Origin of the sequence: Pseudomonas fluorescens, from assembly GCF_030344995.1 — a bacterium.
GTDB lineage: Bacteria > Pseudomonadota > Gammaproteobacteria > Pseudomonadales > Pseudomonadaceae > Aquipseudomonas > Aquipseudomonas fluorescens_BF.
The window spans coordinates 1,361,945-1,381,010 of record NZ_CP128260.1 but is presented as its reverse complement, the minus strand read 5'-3'; the positions used below and the strand labels follow the sequence as shown (position 1 = coordinate 1,381,010).

General features: G+C 60.5%; 14 protein-coding genes and 1 pseudogene. 8 read left to right on the top strand and 7 right to left on the bottom strand.

Translation table 11 applies throughout. From position 1 onward, the window contains the following. Positions 1-7 precede the first annotated feature (7 nt). The 3 genes from QR290_RS06120 to QR290_RS06110 all read left to right on the top strand — a co-directional run bounded on the left by QR290_RS06120 (position 8) and on the right by QR290_RS06110 (position 3,519). A complete protein-coding gene (locus QR290_RS06120; RefSeq protein WP_265812261.1) occupies positions 8-1,183 on the top strand; it encodes an alginate O-acetyltransferase in 1,176 nt (391 codons plus the stop codon). Between the two features lie 14 nt (positions 1,184-1,197). After that, positions 1,198-1,854 (top strand): alginate O-acetyltransferase AlgF, encoded by a 657-nt coding sequence (locus QR290_RS06115; RefSeq protein ID WP_114881477.1) that lies wholly within the window; start codon positions 1,198-1,200, stop codon positions 1,852-1,854. 213 nt (positions 1,855-2,067) lie between these two features. Next, entirely contained in the window at positions 2,068-3,519 is a 1,452-nt protein-coding gene (locus QR290_RS06110; RefSeq protein WP_289204548.1) for a mannose-1-phosphate guanylyltransferase/mannose-6-phosphate isomerase, read from the top strand. A gap of 76 nt (positions 3,520-3,595) precedes the next feature. On the opposite strand, the gene QR290_RS06105 is transcribed toward QR290_RS06110, so the two are convergent. Then, entirely contained in the window at positions 3,596-6,364 is a 2,769-nt protein-coding gene (locus QR290_RS06105) for an RHS repeat domain-containing protein (protein WP_289204547.1), read from the bottom strand. A 169-nt stretch (positions 6,365-6,533) separates the two neighbouring features. Then, a complete protein-coding gene (locus QR290_RS06100; protein WP_115076617.1) occupies positions 6,534-9,233 on the bottom strand; it encodes an RHS repeat domain-containing protein in 2,700 nt (899 codons plus the stop codon). A gap of 181 nt (positions 9,234-9,414) precedes the next feature. On the opposite strand from QR290_RS06100, the gene QR290_RS06095 reads away from it, so the two are divergent. From QR290_RS06095 to QR290_RS06080, 4 genes and pseudogenes are all read left to right on the top strand, one after another. Then, positions 9,415-9,879, top strand: a complete 465-nt coding sequence (locus QR290_RS06095) for a multidrug transporter (protein ID WP_085690590.1) — start codon at positions 9,415-9,417, stop codon at positions 9,877-9,879. 35 nt (positions 9,880-9,914) lie between these two features. Then, on the top strand, positions 9,915-10,739 hold the full coding sequence (locus QR290_RS06090) for an SDR family oxidoreductase (protein ID WP_289204546.1): 825 nt from the start codon (positions 9,915-9,917) through the stop codon (positions 10,737-10,739). A gap of 1 nt (position 10,740) precedes the next feature. After that, positions 10,741-10,881 (top strand): annotated as a pseudogene (locus QR290_RS06085) (DUF4440 domain-containing protein); the annotation flags it as partial. A gap of 173 nt (positions 10,882-11,054) precedes the next feature. Further along, positions 11,055-12,341, top strand: a complete 1,287-nt coding sequence (locus QR290_RS06080) for a delta-60 repeat domain-containing protein (RefSeq protein WP_289204545.1) — start codon at positions 11,055-11,057, stop codon at positions 12,339-12,341. Between the two features lies 1 nt (position 12,342). Here QR290_RS06080 and QR290_RS06075 read toward each other — a convergent pair whose 3' ends face one another. The 4 genes from QR290_RS06075 to QR290_RS06060 all read right to left on the bottom strand — a co-directional run bounded on the left by QR290_RS06075 (position 12,343) and on the right by QR290_RS06060 (position 17,266). Continuing rightward, positions 12,343-13,227 carry an efflux RND transporter periplasmic adaptor subunit gene (locus QR290_RS06075; RefSeq protein WP_115076613.1) on the bottom strand — a complete coding sequence of 295 codons (885 nt, stop codon included), beginning with the start codon at positions 13,225-13,227 and terminating at the stop codon, positions 12,343-12,345. A 17-nt stretch (positions 13,228-13,244) separates the two neighbouring features. After that, positions 13,245-13,445, bottom strand: coding sequence for a DUF1656 domain-containing protein (locus QR290_RS06070; protein WP_003221811.1), 201 nt, complete (start codon positions 13,443-13,445; stop codon positions 13,245-13,247). Beyond that, positions 13,435-15,627 carry an FUSC family protein gene (locus QR290_RS06065; protein ID WP_289204544.1) on the bottom strand — a complete coding sequence of 731 codons (2,193 nt, stop codon included), beginning with the start codon at positions 15,625-15,627 and terminating at the stop codon, positions 13,435-13,437. The genes QR290_RS06070 and QR290_RS06065 overlap by 11 nt, the downstream gene beginning before the upstream one ends. 139 nt (positions 15,628-15,766) lie before the next feature. Continuing rightward, a complete protein-coding gene (locus QR290_RS06060) occupies positions 15,767-17,266 on the bottom strand; it encodes an efflux transporter outer membrane subunit (RefSeq protein WP_289204543.1) in 1,500 nt (499 codons plus the stop codon). A 182-nt stretch (positions 17,267-17,448) separates the two neighbouring features. On the opposite strand from QR290_RS06060, the gene QR290_RS06055 reads away from it, so the two are divergent. Continuing rightward, on the top strand, positions 17,449-18,417 hold the full coding sequence (locus QR290_RS06055) for a LysR family transcriptional regulator (RefSeq protein WP_085711718.1): 969 nt from the start codon (positions 17,449-17,451) through the stop codon (positions 18,415-18,417). Between the two features lie 152 nt (positions 18,418-18,569). On the opposite strand, the gene QR290_RS06050 is transcribed toward QR290_RS06055, so the two are convergent. Continuing rightward, entirely contained in the window at positions 18,570-18,806 is a 237-nt protein-coding gene (locus QR290_RS06050) for a hypothetical protein (protein ID WP_289204542.1), read from the bottom strand. Between the last annotated feature and the right edge of the window lie 260 nt (positions 18,807-19,066).

Genomic DNA, 19,066 nt, shown 5'->3' with positions numbered 1-19,066 from the left:
ATCTGACATGACCCGCTCATTACGCATCTTCTACATCGCGCTGTTTCTGGTGACCCTGCTGGTGCTCGGTCTGTGGTCGGTGCGCAGCTTCTTCGGCTTCAGCACCAACGCCGACGCGACGGTGCTCAACGGCCGCTGGACCAAAGCCGTGGAAACCCATTACGACGATGAATTCCCGATCAAGCGCCTGGGCACCAACCTCTGGGCCGCGCTGGATTTCAAACTGTTCAACGAAGGTCGTCCGGGCGTGGTGCTCGGTCGCGATCAGTGGTTGTACAGCGACGAGGAATTCAACCCGATCGTTAACGAAGAGCTGAACCTGCAAGGCAACTACGCGCTGGTCGAAGGCGTGCGCCAGACCCTGAAAGAGAAAGGCGTGAAACTGGTGATGGCGATCGTGCCGGCCAAGGTTCGCCTGTACCCGGAACACCTGGGTGAAGTGAAACCGGCGAGCATCCACGCCAACCTTTATCAGGACTTCCACGCCCGTGTCGCGGCGGACAAGATCCTCGCCCCCGACCTGCTCGGCCCGCTGCAAAAAGCCAAGCAGAACGGTCAGCAAGTGTTCCTGCGCACCGACACCCACTGGACCCCGGAAGGCGCGGAAATCGCCGCCAACACCCTGGCCAAAACCATCGCTGACAAGTTTCCGCTCAGCGGCGAGCCGCAGCGCTTCGTCACGACGCCTGCGGAGAAGGTCACGCACAAGGGCGACCTGCGTCTGTTCCTGCCGCTGGATCCGCTGTTCGAAAACCTGATGCCGGCGCAAGAGCCGCTGCAAAAGCGCAACACCGTGGCCGCCGCCGAGCAGCCTGCCGGTGACGACGCCCTGTTCGCCAACAGCGAAGTGCCGGTCGCGCTGATCGGCACCAGCTACAGCGCCAACCCCAACTGGAACTTCGTCGGTGCGCTCAAGCAAGCGCTGCACAGCGACGTCGTCAACTACGCAGAAGACGGCCACGGCCCGATCCTGCCGATGCTCAGCTACCTGAAAAGCGATGACTTCAAGAACAGCCCGCCACAGGTGCTGATCTGGGAGTTTCCTGAACGATATCTGCCTGTGAACAACGAAATCGGCGACGCCGACCCGCAGTGGGTCGCAGAGCTTAAACAAGCCGGCGCGCGCCAACAAAACGTAGCAGTAAACACTAAATCCGAGACGCCCGATCGGGCGCAAAACTGAAAGAGAGGTACACCATGACTTTCACTACAACTCCTCGTCGTCTCGCCAAACGCATTGCTCTGGTCGCTGGCCTCAGCGTGCTGTCGGTCCAGGCCTTTGCCGGTGGTGACGCCGCGCTGTACGGCCCGACCGCACCCAAAGGCTCGACCTTCGTGCGGGTCTACAACGCCAGCAACGCCGAAGTCAGCGCCACCGTCGGCAGCACCAATCTGAGCGACGTTGCACCACTGGCCAGCAGCGATTTCAGCTTCATGCCGGGCGGCGACTACAGCGCCAAGATCGGCAGCCAGACCCTGCCGGTGAAACTTGCCGGTGATCACTACTACACCCTGGTCAACAACGCCTCCGGCGCGCCGCAACTGATCGAAGAACCGCCGTTCAAGAACAAGCAGAAATCCTTGGTGCGCGTGCAGAACCTCAGCGACAAACCGCTGACCCTGAAAACCGCCGACGGCAAGACCGACGTGGTGCCGAACGTGGCCGCCAAGGGCCGTGGCGAGCGTGAAATCAACCCGGTGAAAGTCAGCCTTGCACTGTACGAGGGCGACAAGAAAGTCGGCGACGTGAAACCGGTCGCCCTGGAGCGCGGTGAAGCAGCGGTGCTGTACGTCACCGGCAACGGCAGCAACCTGTCGCCAGTCTGGGTGAAACGCCCGGTGTCGACTCGCTAATCCTTTTCTGAACTGACGCAGTTCCCCTGTGGGAGCGGGCTTGCTCGCGAAAGCGGTCCGACATTCAACAGATATGTCGACTGATGCACCGCCTTCGGGAGTAAGCCCCCTCCCCCCCTTGACCGGGTTGTCAGTTCGGATACGAGACAAAAACAAGAGTGAAACGACACAGGTTCGTGGCTCTAACCCAATCGATTTTATGGAGTAAACAATATGATTCCGGTGATCTTGTCAGGTGGTAGCGGTTCACGTCTTTGGCCGCTTTCGCGCAAGCAGTTTCCCAAGCAGTTCCTCGCCCTGACCGGCGAACACACGCTGTTCCAGCAAACCCTCGAACGCCTGGTGTTCGAAGGCATGGACACTCCGATCGTGGTCTGCAACAAGGATCACCGCTTCATCGTCAACGAGCAGTTGAGCACCCGAAACCTCGAATGCCAGCGCATCCTGATGGAACCGTTCGGTCGCAACACCGCGCCAGCCGTGGCGCTCACCGCGATGATGCTGGTCAATGAAGGTCGCGACGAACTGATGCTGGTACTGCCGGCTGACCACGTCCTCGAAGACCAGAAAGCCCTGCAACGTGCGCTGGCCCTGGCCACCGTAGCGGCAGAAAACGGCGAGATGGTGCTGTTCGGCGTACCGGCCACCAAACCGGAAACCGGCTACGGCTACATCAAGTCGACCGGCGATTCGCTGCTGCCGGAAGGCGTCAGCCGCGTCTCGCACTTCGTGGAAAAACCCGACGTCAAACGCGCCACCGAGTACGTCGAGTCCGGCGGTTACTACTGGAACAGCGGCATGTTCCTGTTCCGCGCCAGCCGCTTCCTCGAAGAGCTGAAAAAGCACGATCCGGACATCTACGACACCTGCCTGCTGACCCTTGAGCGCAGCGCTCAGGACGCCGACACCATCACCTTCGACGAAGCCACCTTCGCCTGCTGCCCGGACAACTCCATCGACTACTCCGTGATGGAAAAAACCCAGCGCGCCTGCGTGGTGCCGCTGTCGGCAGGCTGGAGTGATGTCGGCTGCTGGTCGTCGCTGTGGGAAGTCAACGAGAAGGACGCCAACGGCAACGTCAGCAAGGGCGATGTGGTGATCCAGGACAGCAAGAACTGCATGATCCACGGCAACGGCAAACTGGTGTCGGTGATCGGTCTGGAAAACATCGTGGTGGTCGAAACCAAGGACGCCATGATGATCGCCCACAAGGACAAGGTCCAAGGCGTCAAGCAGATGGTCAACACACTCAACGAGCAGGGCCGCAGCGAAACCCAGAACCACTGCGAGGTCTACCGTCCGTGGGGCTCCTACGACTCGGTGGACATGGGCGGGCGCTTCCAGGTCAAGCACATCTCGGTCAAACCGGGCGCGTGTCTGTCGCTGCAGATGCACCACCACCGCGCCGAACACTGGATCGTGGTCAGCGGCACTGCCGAAGTGACCTGCGACGAGAACGTGTTCCTGCTCTGCGAAAACCAGTCGACCTATATCCCGATCGCCTCGGTCCATCGCCTGCGCAACCCGGGCAAGATCCCGCTGGAAATCATCGAAGTGCAGTCGGGCTCCTACCTGGGCGAAGACGATATCGAGCGCTTCGAGGATATCTACGGTCGCTCCACCCCGATCGAACGCGGCGTGTCGGTGAAAACCATCGCGCAGTGATCGCTCTGCAATAAGAAGCCCCCGCCCGGCCCGCTGCGTCCCCTATCCGCAGCGGGTTGGGCGGGGGCTTTGATATTTAACCGCGAGACAATCTTCTGCTCGGACCACATTGCATCTGCCCCGGGGGTGACGCGCGTCTTGTACGTACTCCACTGGAAGCCTGTGATTCAGACGCCACCGCGAGCAAAGTTCGAGCCAAAGCGCTAGGCCGATTGTGCCCTGGCTCAGCCTGCGACGACGGTGATTCGGTAACCATGACAGGTCTCACCGGTTGCTCAAATGCTGTGCGTTGCGCACTGAGCATCACGGCACCAGACTCCGGTGTCGAAGACAACATTCTGTACTGGGTGACAGTTGCGGATTCCGACACCCTCATCGCATTGCCCATTGCCATGCTCACAGCCCCGACCACCCGCACTGCCGGCCGGCTGGAGCGAAACGCCGCCCTGCCCGCTTCGACAAAGCCGGAGGCCACAGCGTCGCGCCTTGCTGCCAACACTTGCGGATCCTCTACAGGGCTGTTGAACGCCACAGACAGGGGCCCCATGATGCGGCTCGTGGCCTGTTCGCCTATGACCGTGCTGATGGCAGCGGACATGATTTCACCCGAGTGATACAGCACCGCTCCCGAAGGCGAAGCGGTCTGGATCCGTGCGGCGGCAATCACGTGGGCCTGATGGGTGTTGAGCAACCGCCTATTGTCATTTGCGCTCAACTCTTCCAGAGCACGGGGAATTTCCCGTCGGTAGGCTTGCACGTTCGGGTCTTCACTGCGTTCAAAAAAGTTGCGGATCGGTTGCATGCCTGCGGCTTGCCAGCCCTCGATTTTCCCCTGTTGCGCCAGGTCGTGATAAACCTGATCGGGCGCTTTCGTCGATAACGTTCTATTGGGTGCCCGCCCATCGTTATCCACATAGACGACTGGACTGTTGCGCATCGCCCAAAACCGGTTATGCCCATCGATTGCACCCGCCGGGTCAGGATTCAGCCAGCGCTGCAGCCACGAGATGTAATAGCGAAAGCCGTAGTAGTACAGCCCGGTCGCATCACGCTCTTTACCTGAGTAACGGACGAATCTGTAGTTGAGTTCGCCGTCCTGCCAGGCGCTGGTGCCGAAAGGGTGAAATGTTTCCCGGCTGATCACCGCACCGTCATCGGCGGTTTCCAGACTGACCGAACCCAGGTGATCGACATGCTGGTATCGATACCGATTGTTGAGTCCCGAAGGCGGCGGGCTCTCCCAGTGCTGTACCCGAGCGTTGTCGGCAATGATGACTTGCAACCGTTCGCCGGTGCCGATGCCGGTGTCGCCGCGCAACTCCAGTCCAGACAAATAGCGCACGTCGGCAATCAGGGTGCGCGAGCCAGTCTGCAAAGAACGCAACTTGCGCACCCGCTGGTGGCCGCCATCGTAGAGATAAGTCTCGCTGTCATTGGTACCGGAAGCACGTTCGACCGGACTGACCGATTGCAGTTGGTTGCGCAGACTCCAGGTCAGCGGCCGCCCCGGCTCCAACTGCAGCAGGTTGCCTCTGCGATCGTAGGCGGCTTCAATCTGAGCGTCGTCGGGGGGTATGTCGTCATAAGAGAGCGCGCGATTGCTGTAACTCGTCGGTTGCAGTTTGCGCCCGTGGCTTTGCGGGCCGACATGAATCAGATTGCGCAGGTTGCCGCCGGGATCATATTCGTAAATCTGCTGATAGTTACAGACCGCCGCAGGATCGACGCGCCCCGTCGATTGCGGGCCTTGACTGGCACTCCCGGCTTCCCAGCCGAAAGCCATGATCAACTGGTCAAGGCTGTCGTAGACAAAGCGGCTGGCCGGATCGATCCGCTGGTTGGCGAAGTAACGGATCGGCAGCGCCTTGTCTTCGATACTCAGGACATTGCCCATCCTGTCGTATTCATAACTCAGGTGTTGCAGCACGAGACCGTGAGCGTCTTCGGACCATAGGCCCGACAGGCGATCATCTTCGGGGCGATAGGTCCGGGAGGTTTGCACACGGTTGCCAGCGGTTTGCCGAGTGACATTGCCTTGCGCGTTGTAGCGGATGTCAGTGACCAGGACCTGCTCAGGCTCCCCCTTCAACTGCAAACGGCGCTCGCGCAAGCGGCCATCGATGGTCAGCGCAAATGTATGCCGGTTGTCTCGGGCGTCCGTCTGCTCCAATACATCGCCGAGTGCACCATGGCGCCACCGCGATGTTGCACCGACGCCTGGCTCCAGCAGCCGCAGACGATCCGCCTCCTGCTCCGGCCAGTCGGGTGTCAGCGGATCGAGTGTGAAGTGGCGGGTGTCTTCGGTGCAGGGGCCGCTGATTGCAAACGCGGTGAACAGCACGCTGCCGGCCGGATGGTCATGACGAATCAGCTGACCGAACTGGTTTCGCGACTGATCCCCGCTGTCGGGATGACCGTAGGTCAGGCGTTCGACACAACGCCGAGGCTCACCTGCCCCCTGTTCGAATATCGCGACGGGGCGCAGCAAATTGTCGTGCTCGATCTCGCGCTGCATCTGACGGCTGTCCCAACCGAGCACCGTTTGCGTGGCGAGCCCTTTCAACTCGATTTGCGTACCGGCATCGACGCTGTCCGAGCGAATCACCGTGGCGTCCAGGCTAAACGCCTGCGTCAGGTTGGCCGACGTCAGCGGGTCCCCGGCTTGCGAAAGCCAAAGTCGCGGGTCCCACTGTTTCACCGCATGCCCCGCCGCGTCATGCAGGGTGCGGTTGATCCGGGGCTCGACAGGCCCGTCCTCGATGACCCGACAATAGTCGACCGTGCGAACCGACAAGCCGCGCGGCTCGAACACAGACATCCTCGGCGTATTGATGTGCAAGCTCATGGAGCGCGCTTCTCCGCAACCGGCACTCGTTGTGACTCTGGCATCTGAGCAAGCTCAGCGCTGTTTCGGCTACTGTCAGAAATTACAGTCCCGACCAACGGTCTCCTTCGCGCAACCCGGGCAAGATCCCGCTGAAAATCATCGAAGTGCGGGCGGGGGCTTTTTTTGATCATGCTGCTTTGCGTATGGCTGCCGTCGATTTTTTTTGCCAATGACTGACGTTGATGGTTCCAGGCACTTTGATCTCAAGACTGCCACCAAATGCATGATCAATTTTGTCCAGCAATGCACGGGAGTCCATCCTTCCCACCTGCACCGGACTGATACCCGAGTTACCCAAAAGCAGCGCTTTCATGTCCATCAAGGTGCCTTTGACCATCGGCACTTTGCCCATGTCTGCCGAATGCTTGGGATCAAGCACGTCAGGCGATGCGAAAATCTCTAGATTGCTGAAGCCTTTCCCGAAAGCGGCTTCAAGCACTGTGTCATCATCCAGGTCATATTCCGCGAAATGTGTCTTCGTTTTGAGAAAGGCGCGCTCGTTGACCTCCCCGTTGATCGCCAGCAAGAAGAACGTGAAACCCATATTCCCGGCTTTGGTCCAGTCTTTTTCACTGGTATTTCCGCCCTTTCCACCCAAGGTCATCACATTGTTTTTAACCAGCGAAAAGTTTGATTCGATCGTCTTGAAAGGTGGTGCGTCACCACTATCTCCATAGGAAGAGTAGTGGCGCAAACTGAAGCGTTGTGACTTGGTTTTTTCAAGCACCTGAGCGGTTGCCCTTGTGGTCAGAAACTTGAGCTTGTTCTGTGTGATCTCGCTCATCATCCTGTAGGGAAACGTTCTGTCAGTCGCGCTGTAACTGGCTTTATACAGGTCAAAAATTCCGCTCGCCGAATCGGATTTTGACACCTCGCCCTGCTCGTCAAAAAACGTCATCGGGTTGTTGCGGACCATCCGGTAGAGGTCCAATCCATCTACTTCCCCCGCCGGATCCGGATTGCTCCATTTTTGCAACCACGGGATGTAGTAGCGGTAACCGTAGTAATCAAGCCCGCTGGCATCGCGCTCCTTGCCCGAGTAACGGACGAATTTGTAGCTGAACTCCCCGTCCTGCCTGGCACTGGTTCCGAATGGGTGAAATGTTTCACGGCTGATCACCGCGCCGTCATCGGCGGTTTCCAGACTGACCGAACCCAAATGATCCGAGCCTGCATATCGATACCGATTGTTGATTCCCGAAGGCGGCGGGCTCGCCCAGTGCAGCACTCGAATACTGTTCAATTCGTCCTCGGCCGTGATGACCTGTAACCGTTCACCGGTACCGTTGTCGGTTCGCAACTCCAGCCCGGGCAAATAGCGCACATCGGCAACCAGGGTTCGGGCACTGGTTAACGAAGAACGGATCTTGCGTACCCGCTGACGGCTGCCATCGTAGAGATAGATCTCCTGGTCGTTGAGCCCGGAGGTGCGTTCCACCGGGCTGACTGATTGCAGTTGGTTACGCAGGTTCCAGCTCAGCATCCGCCCCGGTTCCAACAGCAGCAGGTTGCCTCTGCGGTCGTAGGCAGCTTCGATTTCCGGGTCGCCGGGAGGCACGTCCTCGTAAGGCAAAGAGCGATTGCTGTAACTCGTCGGTTGCAGTTTGCGCCCGTGGCTTTGCGGGCCGACATGAATCAGGTTGCGCAGGTTGCCGCCGGGATCATATTCGTAAATCTGCTGATAGTTACTGACCGCCGCCGGATCGACGCGCCCCGTCGATTGCGGGCCTTGACTGGCACTTCCGGCTTCCCAGCCGAAAGCCATGATCAACTGGTCAAGGCTGTCGTAGACAAAGCGGCTGGCCGGATCGATCCGCTGGTTGGAGAAGTAACGGATCGGCAGCGCCTTGTCTTCGATACTCAGGACATTGCCCATCCTGTCGTATTCATAACTCAGGTGTTGCAGCACGAGACCGTGAGCGTCTTCGGACCGAAGGCCCAGCAGGCGATCGTCTTCGGGGCGATAGGTCCGGGTGGTGTGCACACGATTGCCAGCGGTTTGCCGAGTGACATTGCCTTGCGCGTTGTAGCGAATGTCAGTCATCAGGATCTGCTCGGGTTCCCCCTTCAACTGCAATCGGCGCTCGCGCAAACGGCCATCGACGGTCAGCGTGAATGTATGCCGGTTGTCTCGAGCATCCGTTTGCTCCAGTACATCGCCGAGCGCACCATGGCGCCACCGCGATGTTGCACCGACGCCTGGCTCCAGCAGCCGCAGACGATCCGCCTCCTGCTCCGGCCAGTCGGGTGTCAGCGGATCGAGTGTGAAGTGGCGGGTGTCTTCGGTGCAGGGGCCGCTGATTGCAAACGCGGTGAACAGCACGCTGCCGGCCGGATGGTCATGACGAATCAGCTGACCGAACTGGTTTCGCGACTGATCCCCGCTGTCGGGATGACCGTAGGTCAATCTCTCGACACAACGCCGAAGCTCGCCTGTTCCTTCTTCGAATATCGCGACAGGGCGCAGCAAATTGTCGTACTCGATCTCGCGTCGCGTCTGACGGCTGTCCCAACTGAACATCGTTTGTGCGGCGAGTCCTTTCAACTCGATTTGCGTACCGGCATCGACGCTGTCCGAGCGAATCACCGTGGCGTCCAGGCTAAACGCCTGCGTCAGGTTGGCCGGCGTCAGCGGGTCCCCGACTTGCGAAAGCCAAAGTCGCGGGTCCCACTGTTTCACCGCATGCCCCGCCGGGTCATGCAGGGTGCGGTTGATCCGGGGCTCGACAGGCCCGTCCTCGATGACCCGACAATAGTCGACCGTGCGAACCGACAAGCCGCGCGGCTCGAACACAGACATCCTCGGCGTATTGATGTGCAAGCTCATGGAGCGCGCTTCTCCGCAACCGGCACTCGTTGTGACTCTGGCATCTGAGCAAGCTCAGCGCTGTTTCGGCTACTGTCAGAAACTACAGTCCCGACCGACGGCACCCTCGCGCCATCCACGAATGTCCATTCCCGCGCCCCTTCGGTAGGATGGTCATCAAGAGTTCAAGGAGCGTTCGAACATGTTCATCGGCGTCTTGCTGGTCATTACCTGGCTGATCCTGCTGTTGCGCTACCCGGCCAAAGCCTTGCCGGTGTCGATGGCTGCCGCGGTCGGCCTCGGGCTGGTGGCGATGTGGGTGGTGTGGCTGGACAACCGCGAGGTCAAACAACTGGCGCGGCTTGAACTGCGCATCGTCTATGCCCCCGAACACTGTCCCGCCGACCGCCCGCTGCTGCTCAAGATGAACAATGGCAACGACGTGCCGCTGACCGAACTGCGCTGGCGCATCGCGGCGTATGCGCCGGGCGACACCGTGAACCTGGCCGACAATCAATACGCCGCCCCGCGCTATCGCGGCCCCGGCGAATTGCAGGCTGGCGGCAATTGGGAAGACTGTTTGCCGATGCCGCCGCTGCGTCCCGGTTATCGCCCGCAAACCCTGGAGTTTCGCGCCGAGCGATTGCAGGGTAGTTTCTCCGACTGATCCCCTCCCCCACACTTTTGCACAAGGAATGCGCCATGCCCGTTGCGTTGATTACCGGTTGTTCCAGCGGCATCGGCCGCGCCCTCGCCGATGCCTTCAAAAGCGCCGGCTACGAGGTCTGGGCCAGTGCGCGCAAGGCTGACGATGTCGCGGCTCTCGGTGCCGCCGGGTTCACGGCGGTGCAGCTCGACGTCAATGACAACGCTGCGCTGGAACAACTCGCCGAGCGAATCAACCAGCAACACGGCGGCCTCGACGTGCTGATCAACAATGCCGGTTACGGCGCGATGGGGCCGTTGCTCGATGGCGGCGTACAGGCCATGCAGCGTCAGTTCGAAACCAATGTCTTCGCCATCGTTGGCGTGACCCGCGCCTTGTTTCCCGTGTTGCGCCGGGCCAAGGGGATCGTGGTGAACATTGGTAGCGTTTCGGGGGTGCTGGTCACGCCGTTCGCGGGCGCCTACTGCGCATCCAAGGCCGCCGTGCATGCCTTGAGCGATGCCTTGCGCATGGAACTGGCGCCGTTTGGCGTGCGGGTCATGGAAGTCCAGCCCGGAGCGATTGCCTCCAGCTTCGCCAAGAATGCCGGTCATGAAGCCGAACAACTGATCAACGAACAATCACCCTGGTTCCCGCTGCGTGAAGGCATTCGCGCACGGGCCAAGGCGTCCCAGGACAACCCGACTCCGGCCACTGAGTTTGCTGCCGGACTGCTCAAAGCCGTGCAGCAGAGCAAGCCACCGCGACTGATTCGCTTGGGTAATGGCAGCCGGGCGTTGCCGTTATTGGCGGGGTTGTTACCCAAGGGGGCGCTGGAGTCGACCTTGATGAAGCGATTCGGGTTACGTGGGCAGCTCTGACAGCCGCTTTTCGCCACAATTTTCCATGGCCTCGCCCCTGGATCGGGTGCTGGACTTCAACGCACCGAACGAATTGTTGGTGCTCACCGATGGCAAGAAACTCGGCTCTCGTATCGAACTCAGCGAGCTGCGTGGTCTCGCTGAGTCCGCAACCGGCTGTCCGAAATGTGTTGGCACCTGTTACTTCTGACAGTAGGCATCTCCCCCCTCTCCAAGCACAGACTATTACCCACCAGAAAGTGTCCCTGTGTATCAATAGTGCGCAGGAGTCGCCAACTCGGGCATCCAGAATTGTCCGATCATTCAGAGGTGCGTATGAGCCAAAGCAACGCCGAACGTAGCGCAGGCGAACGCGACAAATCATTTGGTATAGAGGGTGAGCGAACCCTGAGTATCCTTCCCGGCGACATACTTGAAACCCGACTGATCAAGGGTGTTCTTGTGCTACAGGACAATAGAATTCTGCTGAGTATGACGCTGGAAACAGCAGTCGGGTTCGGACAATACGGGCTTGCAATGCTGACCTCCTCTGGCGACCTGGACCAAAGCTTTAACGAAGGAAACCCACTGATCAGCTCCTTCAAGGGGACTGATCCTTGCGCCGGGGGCAGGCTTTTACGTCTTGCAGACGGACGCTTGCTAATGCTCGGTGCTCATATTCAGTATTCGGGGGTCGATCCGATAGCTCACTTGGCCATTGCCTGCTACTCCAGCGACTATAAACCCGACCCGACATTCGGGCCGGAGGGCAACGGCCACCTCGTCATTGAAAATCAGCCGAACGAAATTTGTATAACGGATGATTCAAAAATTGCCGAGCAGGCAGATGGAAAGCTGCTAATCAGCACCACTTGTCACGCCGTTGGTGACTGGAGCAAGACAACCGGCGTGCTTTACCGACTGCTCCAGGACGGCAGGCTCGACAAATCCTTCAACATTACCGGCCGACTCGATTTTAAAGTACAAGACTCGACTGCACCCACCAGTCTCTGCGCCGTGCTGCCTCAAGACGACGGAAAAATCGTGGTGGCAGGTCATGGGAGTTTGCTCGACACCCCAGAAACAGCGCTTATCGCACGCCTTCATGACAATGGCGCTCTGGACACAAGGTTCGGCAACCTTATTACACCGGGATACTGCGGCTTTGGTGTTACTGACCATACGACTCGATTCAACGACCTGTTGCCCACCAGTCAAGGCTTTCTCGGGTTAGGGCAAGCCGGACCACCCGGCGCCGCTGAAACACAGGGGATGCGTTGCTACATCACAAAAAACGGCCTGCCTGATCTCAACATCAACGGAGGTAAACCGCTGTTAACGAAATACGAAAAGGACAGGGACGGCTCTTGGCAAGATGGATATGTACTGCCCGATGGAACGCAACTGACCGTGGCAGCACGACATTACTATTACCTCGCGCGCTGGCTACCCGACGGAACTCCCGACTCAAGTTTCGGCAATGCTGGGTATGTCACTGAAGACACTTCAAATGCCGCAGATCCGGTCGTTGTAGTTCCCCGTACAGACAACACATTTCTCTGCACCGGTAATCCCACCGGGGTCGCCGGCGGGCTGGGCAAATTATTCGCCTACTACAGCTGAATCACTGAATTGACGATTGTTTCAATGGCGGCGGGGATTGTTCGACCACCACGGTGCAGGTAATCCCCGCCGCCAGCAACACACCTTCCGGCACTTCATCGATATGAATCCGCACCGGCACCCGTTGCGCCAGACGCACCCAGTTGAAGGTCGGGTTCACATCGGCGATCAGCTCGCGGCTTTCCGGGTTGTCGCGGTCGTAGATGCCGCGGGAAATGCTCTCCACGTGGCCCTTGAGGACTTCACCGCTCATCAGTTGCATGTCGGCTTTATCGCCGACGCGCACGTGGGGCAGTTTGGTTTCTTCGAAGAAGCCGTAGACCCAGAACGAGTTCATGTCGACCACGGCCATTTTCGCTTCGCCGATGCGTGCATAGTCGCCGCGATGGACGTTGAGGTTGGTCACGTAGCCGTCCACCGCCGCTCGCACTTCGGTGCGTTTGAGGTTGAGTTCGGCGGCTTCCAGTTGCGCCTGGGCCTGTTGGTAATCGGCCAGTGCCGAGTCGGCGATGTTGCTGGCGTCGTCGCGGTTTTCCTTGGAGATCACCAGGTTGTCCAGATCGGCGCGGCGATGGGCATTAACCTTGCGCATCTCCCACGTGGCCTTGCGCGAAGCCACCAGCGACTGCGCCTGTTTCACCGCCAGACGATAGTGCTCGGGGTCGATCTGCATCAGCAGATCACCTTTTTTCACCAATTGGTTGTCACGGACCGGCACGTCCACCACTTCGCCGGTGACGTCGGCGGCGACGTTGATGATGTCGGCGCGCACCCGCCCGTCGCGGGTCCACGGGGTGTTCATGTAGTGCTCCCACAACGTGCGGCCGATCCACAACGCCAGGGCCAGCACCAGCAGGGTCGCGAGCAGGCTGAAAAACTTTTTCATCGGGACAATTCTCAGACTCAACGGTAGACAGTCAGCGCCATCGCGCCGAACAGACAGGTAAAGAGGCTCAGGCGCAGCAGCGCCGGGTGCCAGAAGAAGCGGTACAGATCGAACCCCGACAGAAACCGGTCCAGCGCCCAGGCCAGTGCCGCGGCGACGAAAAACATCAGGGTCATGGTCGGCATGTACACGCCGTGGAAGGCGATTTCACGAGGCATGGGCAAGTCCTTCGGGCTTGGCGATGGCATGGGCGGCAAGGGGCGATTGCGGGTCGAGCAACGAGGTGCGAATGAAGTGCAGGTAGCTTTTCACCCGGCGCAGGGCCGAAGTATCGAAGTGCGGCGCAAACGGCTCGTCGGTGGCGGCGACACGGCTGATCGCGTGATCAACCGCCACCAGTGCGCGTTCCAGATTGCTCGCATTCGGTTGCAGGAACAGCCGCACCAGCGAACGCCCCATGACCCGGATCGCCTGACGCCACGGCTGGGATTCGGCATACGCCGGATGCACCGGCAGGATCGCCTGTTCCTTGCGCAACTCGATGATCGCGTGGCCGACTTCCAGCACCACGAACATCCAGCGCAGCAGGCTTTTCTGCACCAGCGGCTGACCGGCCGCCAGGCCATAAGCCTGATGCATCAAATCGCGAGTGCGGCTTTCGAAACTCGACGCCAGGCCCTTGAGTTTGCCGCTGATCGCGTACACCACTTGCCCGCGCAAATCCTGTTCCAGACGCTGCCACAACCAGCGACTGTTCGGCGGCAGAATGATCGCCCCCGCCGCCGCGCAGACCAGCATGCCCATGACCATGGCGATGTAGTCGTTGATGAAGGTGTAGGGGTTGTAGATGGTCAGGTTATCCGGCACCGAACCTGTGCTGAAAAAGATCAGCAGACCGAGGCCGACACCGGCGTATTGCGGCCGCGAAGCGAGGAACGAACCGAGCACGATCACCGGCGCGAGCATCACGCACAGCAACGGGAAACCATCGATCCACGGGAAGATGAAAAACATCTCGACGAAGCCGATCAGCGCCCCGAGGAACGTGCCGCAGGCCATCTGGAACGCCATGCGTTTCGGGTTCGGTGTCGCCGCCGACAGGCCCACGGTAGCGGCAGCGATCAGAGTCATGGTCGCGCCGCTCGGCCATGCGGTGGCGACCCAGTAACTGCCGAGCACGACGAGGATGAACGCAGCCCGAATCCCCGAAGCGGCCGCTGCCCACCAACTGGTTTGCGGCGTGAACGGCTCGTCCCAGCGCTCGCGTTCGTGGCTGTGATCGGCCAGCGAAGCGTGGGTCTGTGCATAACTGTGCAGGTCATCAACGAAGCGATAAAGCAGCTCGTATGCAGTGTGGAAATCCAGCTGCTCGGCGTCGCTCGGCTCGCTCTCCTGGAAGATTGCCCGAAGGCTGCGCACCCGCGCCGGCAGGTCTTCCTTGTAGGCCGCCAGCGCCAGCACCAGACGCGCAGCATCCGGGCTGGTCAGGGCGCGGCCGCTGAAGCAGTCGAGCACTTCGGCCAGATCCTGCAGGCCCGGTTTGATCGCCGCTTCCACATGGTCGGCACCGTTGCGGCGCAGGCGTTCGAGCAACTGGTGCAAGGCGTTGAAACGAGTGGTGATGCCCATGAACTCGCTGTTCAGGCGACTGAGCCGGCCGTTGCGTCGACGCATGTGCGGGTCTTCGAACACGGTCACGCTGCGCAGCCCTTCCAGCCCCACCGCTTCGGCGATGAAGCGCACGTTGCAGGCCTCGAACGACTCCGGTTTGCTGCGCCCGCGCAGGCCATCGGTGACGAACAACGCGAACACACCGAAGCGCTGATACAAGGCATTGCGCATCGCCGCACTGGCGGTCTGCGGCAGGATCGCGGCGCTGACCAGCGTTGAGCAGAGAATCCCCAGCGAGATCTCCAGCACCCGCCACACCGCCGCCATGAACGCGCCGTCAGGATGGGCCAGCGCCGGCAGGCCGACCATCGCGGCGGTGTACCCGGCCAGCACAAAACCGTAGGCGCGGAAGTTGCGGCAGCGGGCGGCGCCGGCCGAGCAGATACCGACCCAGATCGCCAGTGAGCCGAGGAACAGTTCGGTGTTCTGGGCGAACAGTGAAATCAGCGTGACCATCATCGCCGACCCGGCCAGGGTGCCGAGGAAGCGATAGAAACTCTTGGCGAACACCTGACCGCTCTGCGGTTGCATGACGATGAACACGGTGATCATCGCCGTGCGCGGTTGCGGCAGTTCCAGACGCATCGCCAGCCACAGGGTCAGGAATGCGGCGATCAACACCTTAAAGATATAGACCCAGGTCACGCCGTCGCTGCGCGCCCAGTCGAAGAAACCCCGGCGCCATTCCAGGGAGTAGAGCCAGCGCAAAGGTGCGGGCAGGTGAGTCATTTGGTCTTGCTCAAAAAGTCAGTCGAACCGGAGAAACTGTGGGAGCGGGCTTGCTCGCGAATGCGCTGTGTCAGACAGCAAATGGGCTGCCTGACACTCCCTCTTCGCGAGCAAGCCCGCTCCCACAGGGGTTGTGTGTTCAACGCAGGAGGGCCGGGGTTTTCGGTGCGGCGGTCTGCTCAAAAGTCGGCACGTCTTTACCCGCGCCAAGACCACCACCCAATGCCGTCACCAGTTCCGCATGGGCACTCAAACGCGCCGCCTGCACCTGCTGCTCAACCTGCTGCTGTTTGAACAGCAGGGTCTGGGCGTTGAGCACGTTGAGGTAATCGGTGAGGCCGCGCTGGTAGGCGATCATCGCAATGTCGTAAGTCTTCTGCGCCGTGGCCACGGACTCGGCGGCGAACGTCTGCTGCTTGTCCATCGACTCGCGGCGGATCAACTGGTCGGAGATGTTCTTCAGCGCATTGACCAGGGTCTGGTTGTAATGCGCGACGGCGATGTCGTAACCCGCCGATGCCTCACCCAGTTCAGCACGCAGTCGTCCGCCGTCGAAGATCGGCAGGGAGATCGCCGGCCCGACGTTGTAGTTGAGCTTCTTGCCGGTCAAAAACTCCAGCGCCCCGCCGCCGGTGGCCATGTAGCCGAGGCTGCCGACCAGATCGACGTTGGGGTAGAACCCGGCATGCGCGACATCGATCCCGCGCGCCTGGGCCGCCACTTGCCAGCGACTGGCGACCACGTCCGGACGCTGGCCGAGCAGTTCGGCGGGCAATGCCGACGGCAGTTTCAGTGCCGCGCCAAGCGACAGCGTCGGACGCTGCAACTGCGCACCGGCGCCTGGCCCCTTGCCGGCCAGTGCGGCGATCTGGTTGCGGCTCAGGGCGATTTCTTCGTCCAGTGCATCCAGTTGCCGATGAGTTTCCGGCAGCGGGGTTTCGGCCTGGCTGACTTCAAAGTGCGTGCCGATCCCGCCATTCAGACGCTTCTGCGCCAGCTCGAGAATCTGCTGTTGCTGCTTGAGCGTCGCCGCCACGATGTCGCGCTGGGCGTAATGCAGCGACAGTTCGATGTAGGCACGCACGATGTTGTTCTGCAATTCGAGCTGCGCCTGACGCGCTTCGGCAGCGCTCATGTGCGCAAGGTCTACCGCACGTTCGGTGCTGTTGCTTTCACGGCCCCAGAGGTCGAGGGCGTAACTGAAACCCAGCGCGGCGTTGTTGTCCCAGGTAGTGCTGTTGGCCAGCTCACCGGGACCGTAGAACTGGTCGGTCGGCCAGTTGTGACGCTTGAGGGTCGACTCACCATTGATCTGCAACGACTCGGCGGCTTCGGCGACGCCGGCCATGGACCGGGCCTGACGCACTCGCGCGGCGGCCATCGCCATAGTCGGGCTGCCTTGCACTGCAAGGTCGATCCAATGATTGAGTTGCGGGTCGCCGTAGGCTTGCCACCACTGCGCGGTGGGCCAGTTTGCGTCACGGGCGGCGTGGGCGATGGCCTCGTCGGTGGCCAGTTCATTGGCCTCCAGAGCCTTGCCCTGGGGGGCAATCCCTCCGGTTCCAATGCAGCCGCCGAGACCTAACGAAAGAGCCAGAACACTGAGCGGCAAAAGCGCTCTGTTGATGCGACGCGGCACTGCTGCGAATTCCTGAGGTGGGAGATGTTTCGAGGTGGGCGCAATTCTAGGGGGGCGCCAATACGGCGATAAGCTGGGATTCCTGTGAATCTTTGTTACCGTTAACGAGATAATCCCTTGGTCGGGGGTCTCAGCCCCTGAAACTTCGTGTCACAATTTGCCATCTCCCTTGAGAGCACCCCATGGACACTTTGCAAAACATGCGCGCCTTCAGTTGTGTGGCCGAAGCCGGCAGCTTCACCGCCGCCGCCGTGCAACTCGACACCACCACCGCCAACGTCTCGCGCGCGGTCTCCAACCTTGAGGCCCACCTGCAAACCCGCCTGCTGAACCGCACGACCCGGCGCATCGCGCTCACCGAAGCCGGCAAGCGCTATCTGCTTCGCTGCGAGCAGATCCTCGCCTACGTCGAAGAGGCCGAAGCCGAAGCCAGCGAAGCCCACGCCCGCCCGGCCGGTCAGTTGAAAGTGCACACCATGACCGGTATCGGCCAGCACTTCGTGATCGACGCCATCGCCCGCTACCGCAAGACCCACCCGGACGTGACCTTCGACCTGACCATGGCCAACCGCGTGCCGGACCTGCTCGACGAAGGCTACGACGTGTCCATCGTCCTGGCCCGCGAACTGCCGGACTCGGGCTTCGTCTCGCAACGCCTGGGCATCACCTACAGCATCGTCTGCGCCTCCCCGGCCTACGTGAAAGCCAACGGCTGCGCACAGAAACCCAGCGACCTGCTGAACCACGCCTGCCTGCGCCTGGTAAGCCCGGTGATCCCCCTGGAAAAATGGGCTTTCGACGGCCCGGAAGGCCAGGAAATGGTCACCATCAACAGCTCGCCCTTCCTGGTGAACTCCGCCGATGCGATGAAAACCGCGATCACCAGTGGGATGGGGGTCGGTGTATTGCCGGTGTACGCCGCGATTGAAGGCTTGCGTAATGGCTCGCTGGTGCGGGTAATGCCCAACTACCGCTCGCAGGAACTGAACCTGTATGCGATCTACCCGTCGCGGCAGTATCTGGATGCGAAGATCAAGACCTGGGTCGAGTACCTGCGTGGGTCGTTGCCGGAGATATTGGCGGGGCATCAGGCGGAACTGGCGGCTTATGAGATGAGTGGGAGTCTGGCGGGGGTGCGGGTGGCGAACTGATTTGGCTGGCCTGAAAAATGGGTGATGCGAAGGACGCCCCCTCACCCTAACCCTCTCCCGGAGGGAGAGGGGACTGACCGAGTTGTTTGGGAGAGGTACGCCGACGTGACATACCGAGGTGAGTTCGGGTTCGAAAATGCACGCAACTAAACTCACGCATCCACACCCACATCCACATCCACACCCACATCCCCAACCTCATCAGCATCAGCTTCCACTGCTTTTTGCCGCATCTGCTCCTGCTTCCGCCTCCGCTTTTGCTTTTTGCTTTTTGCTTTGCTTTGCTTTTGCTTTGGCTTTGGCTTTCCACCACTCAACACAATGAGCGTTAGCTCGAGTACCGCTTTTGACGTGCCGGCCCCATCGGCCGGCTGAGTGGAGGGATTCATCCGGGGGTGGGAGCGCAGCGACCGTGCGGCGCAGCCGCATGCATCGAGAGGAGGTGCAGCGAAGCAAACCGTAGGCGATGCCCCCGGATGAATCCCGGAACGAAGGAACCCCGAGCCAAAGCGAGGGGCCGAACGCAGGGGCCCAGACCTTTGCTTCCTTTGGGGCGTTTGCCAAAGGGAGTCGCTGTAAGAGCAAAACGCCAGCGGCAGCACCCGCAGAAACGGATATTCACCCAAAACCCCAAGAGCATGGTCGGCCC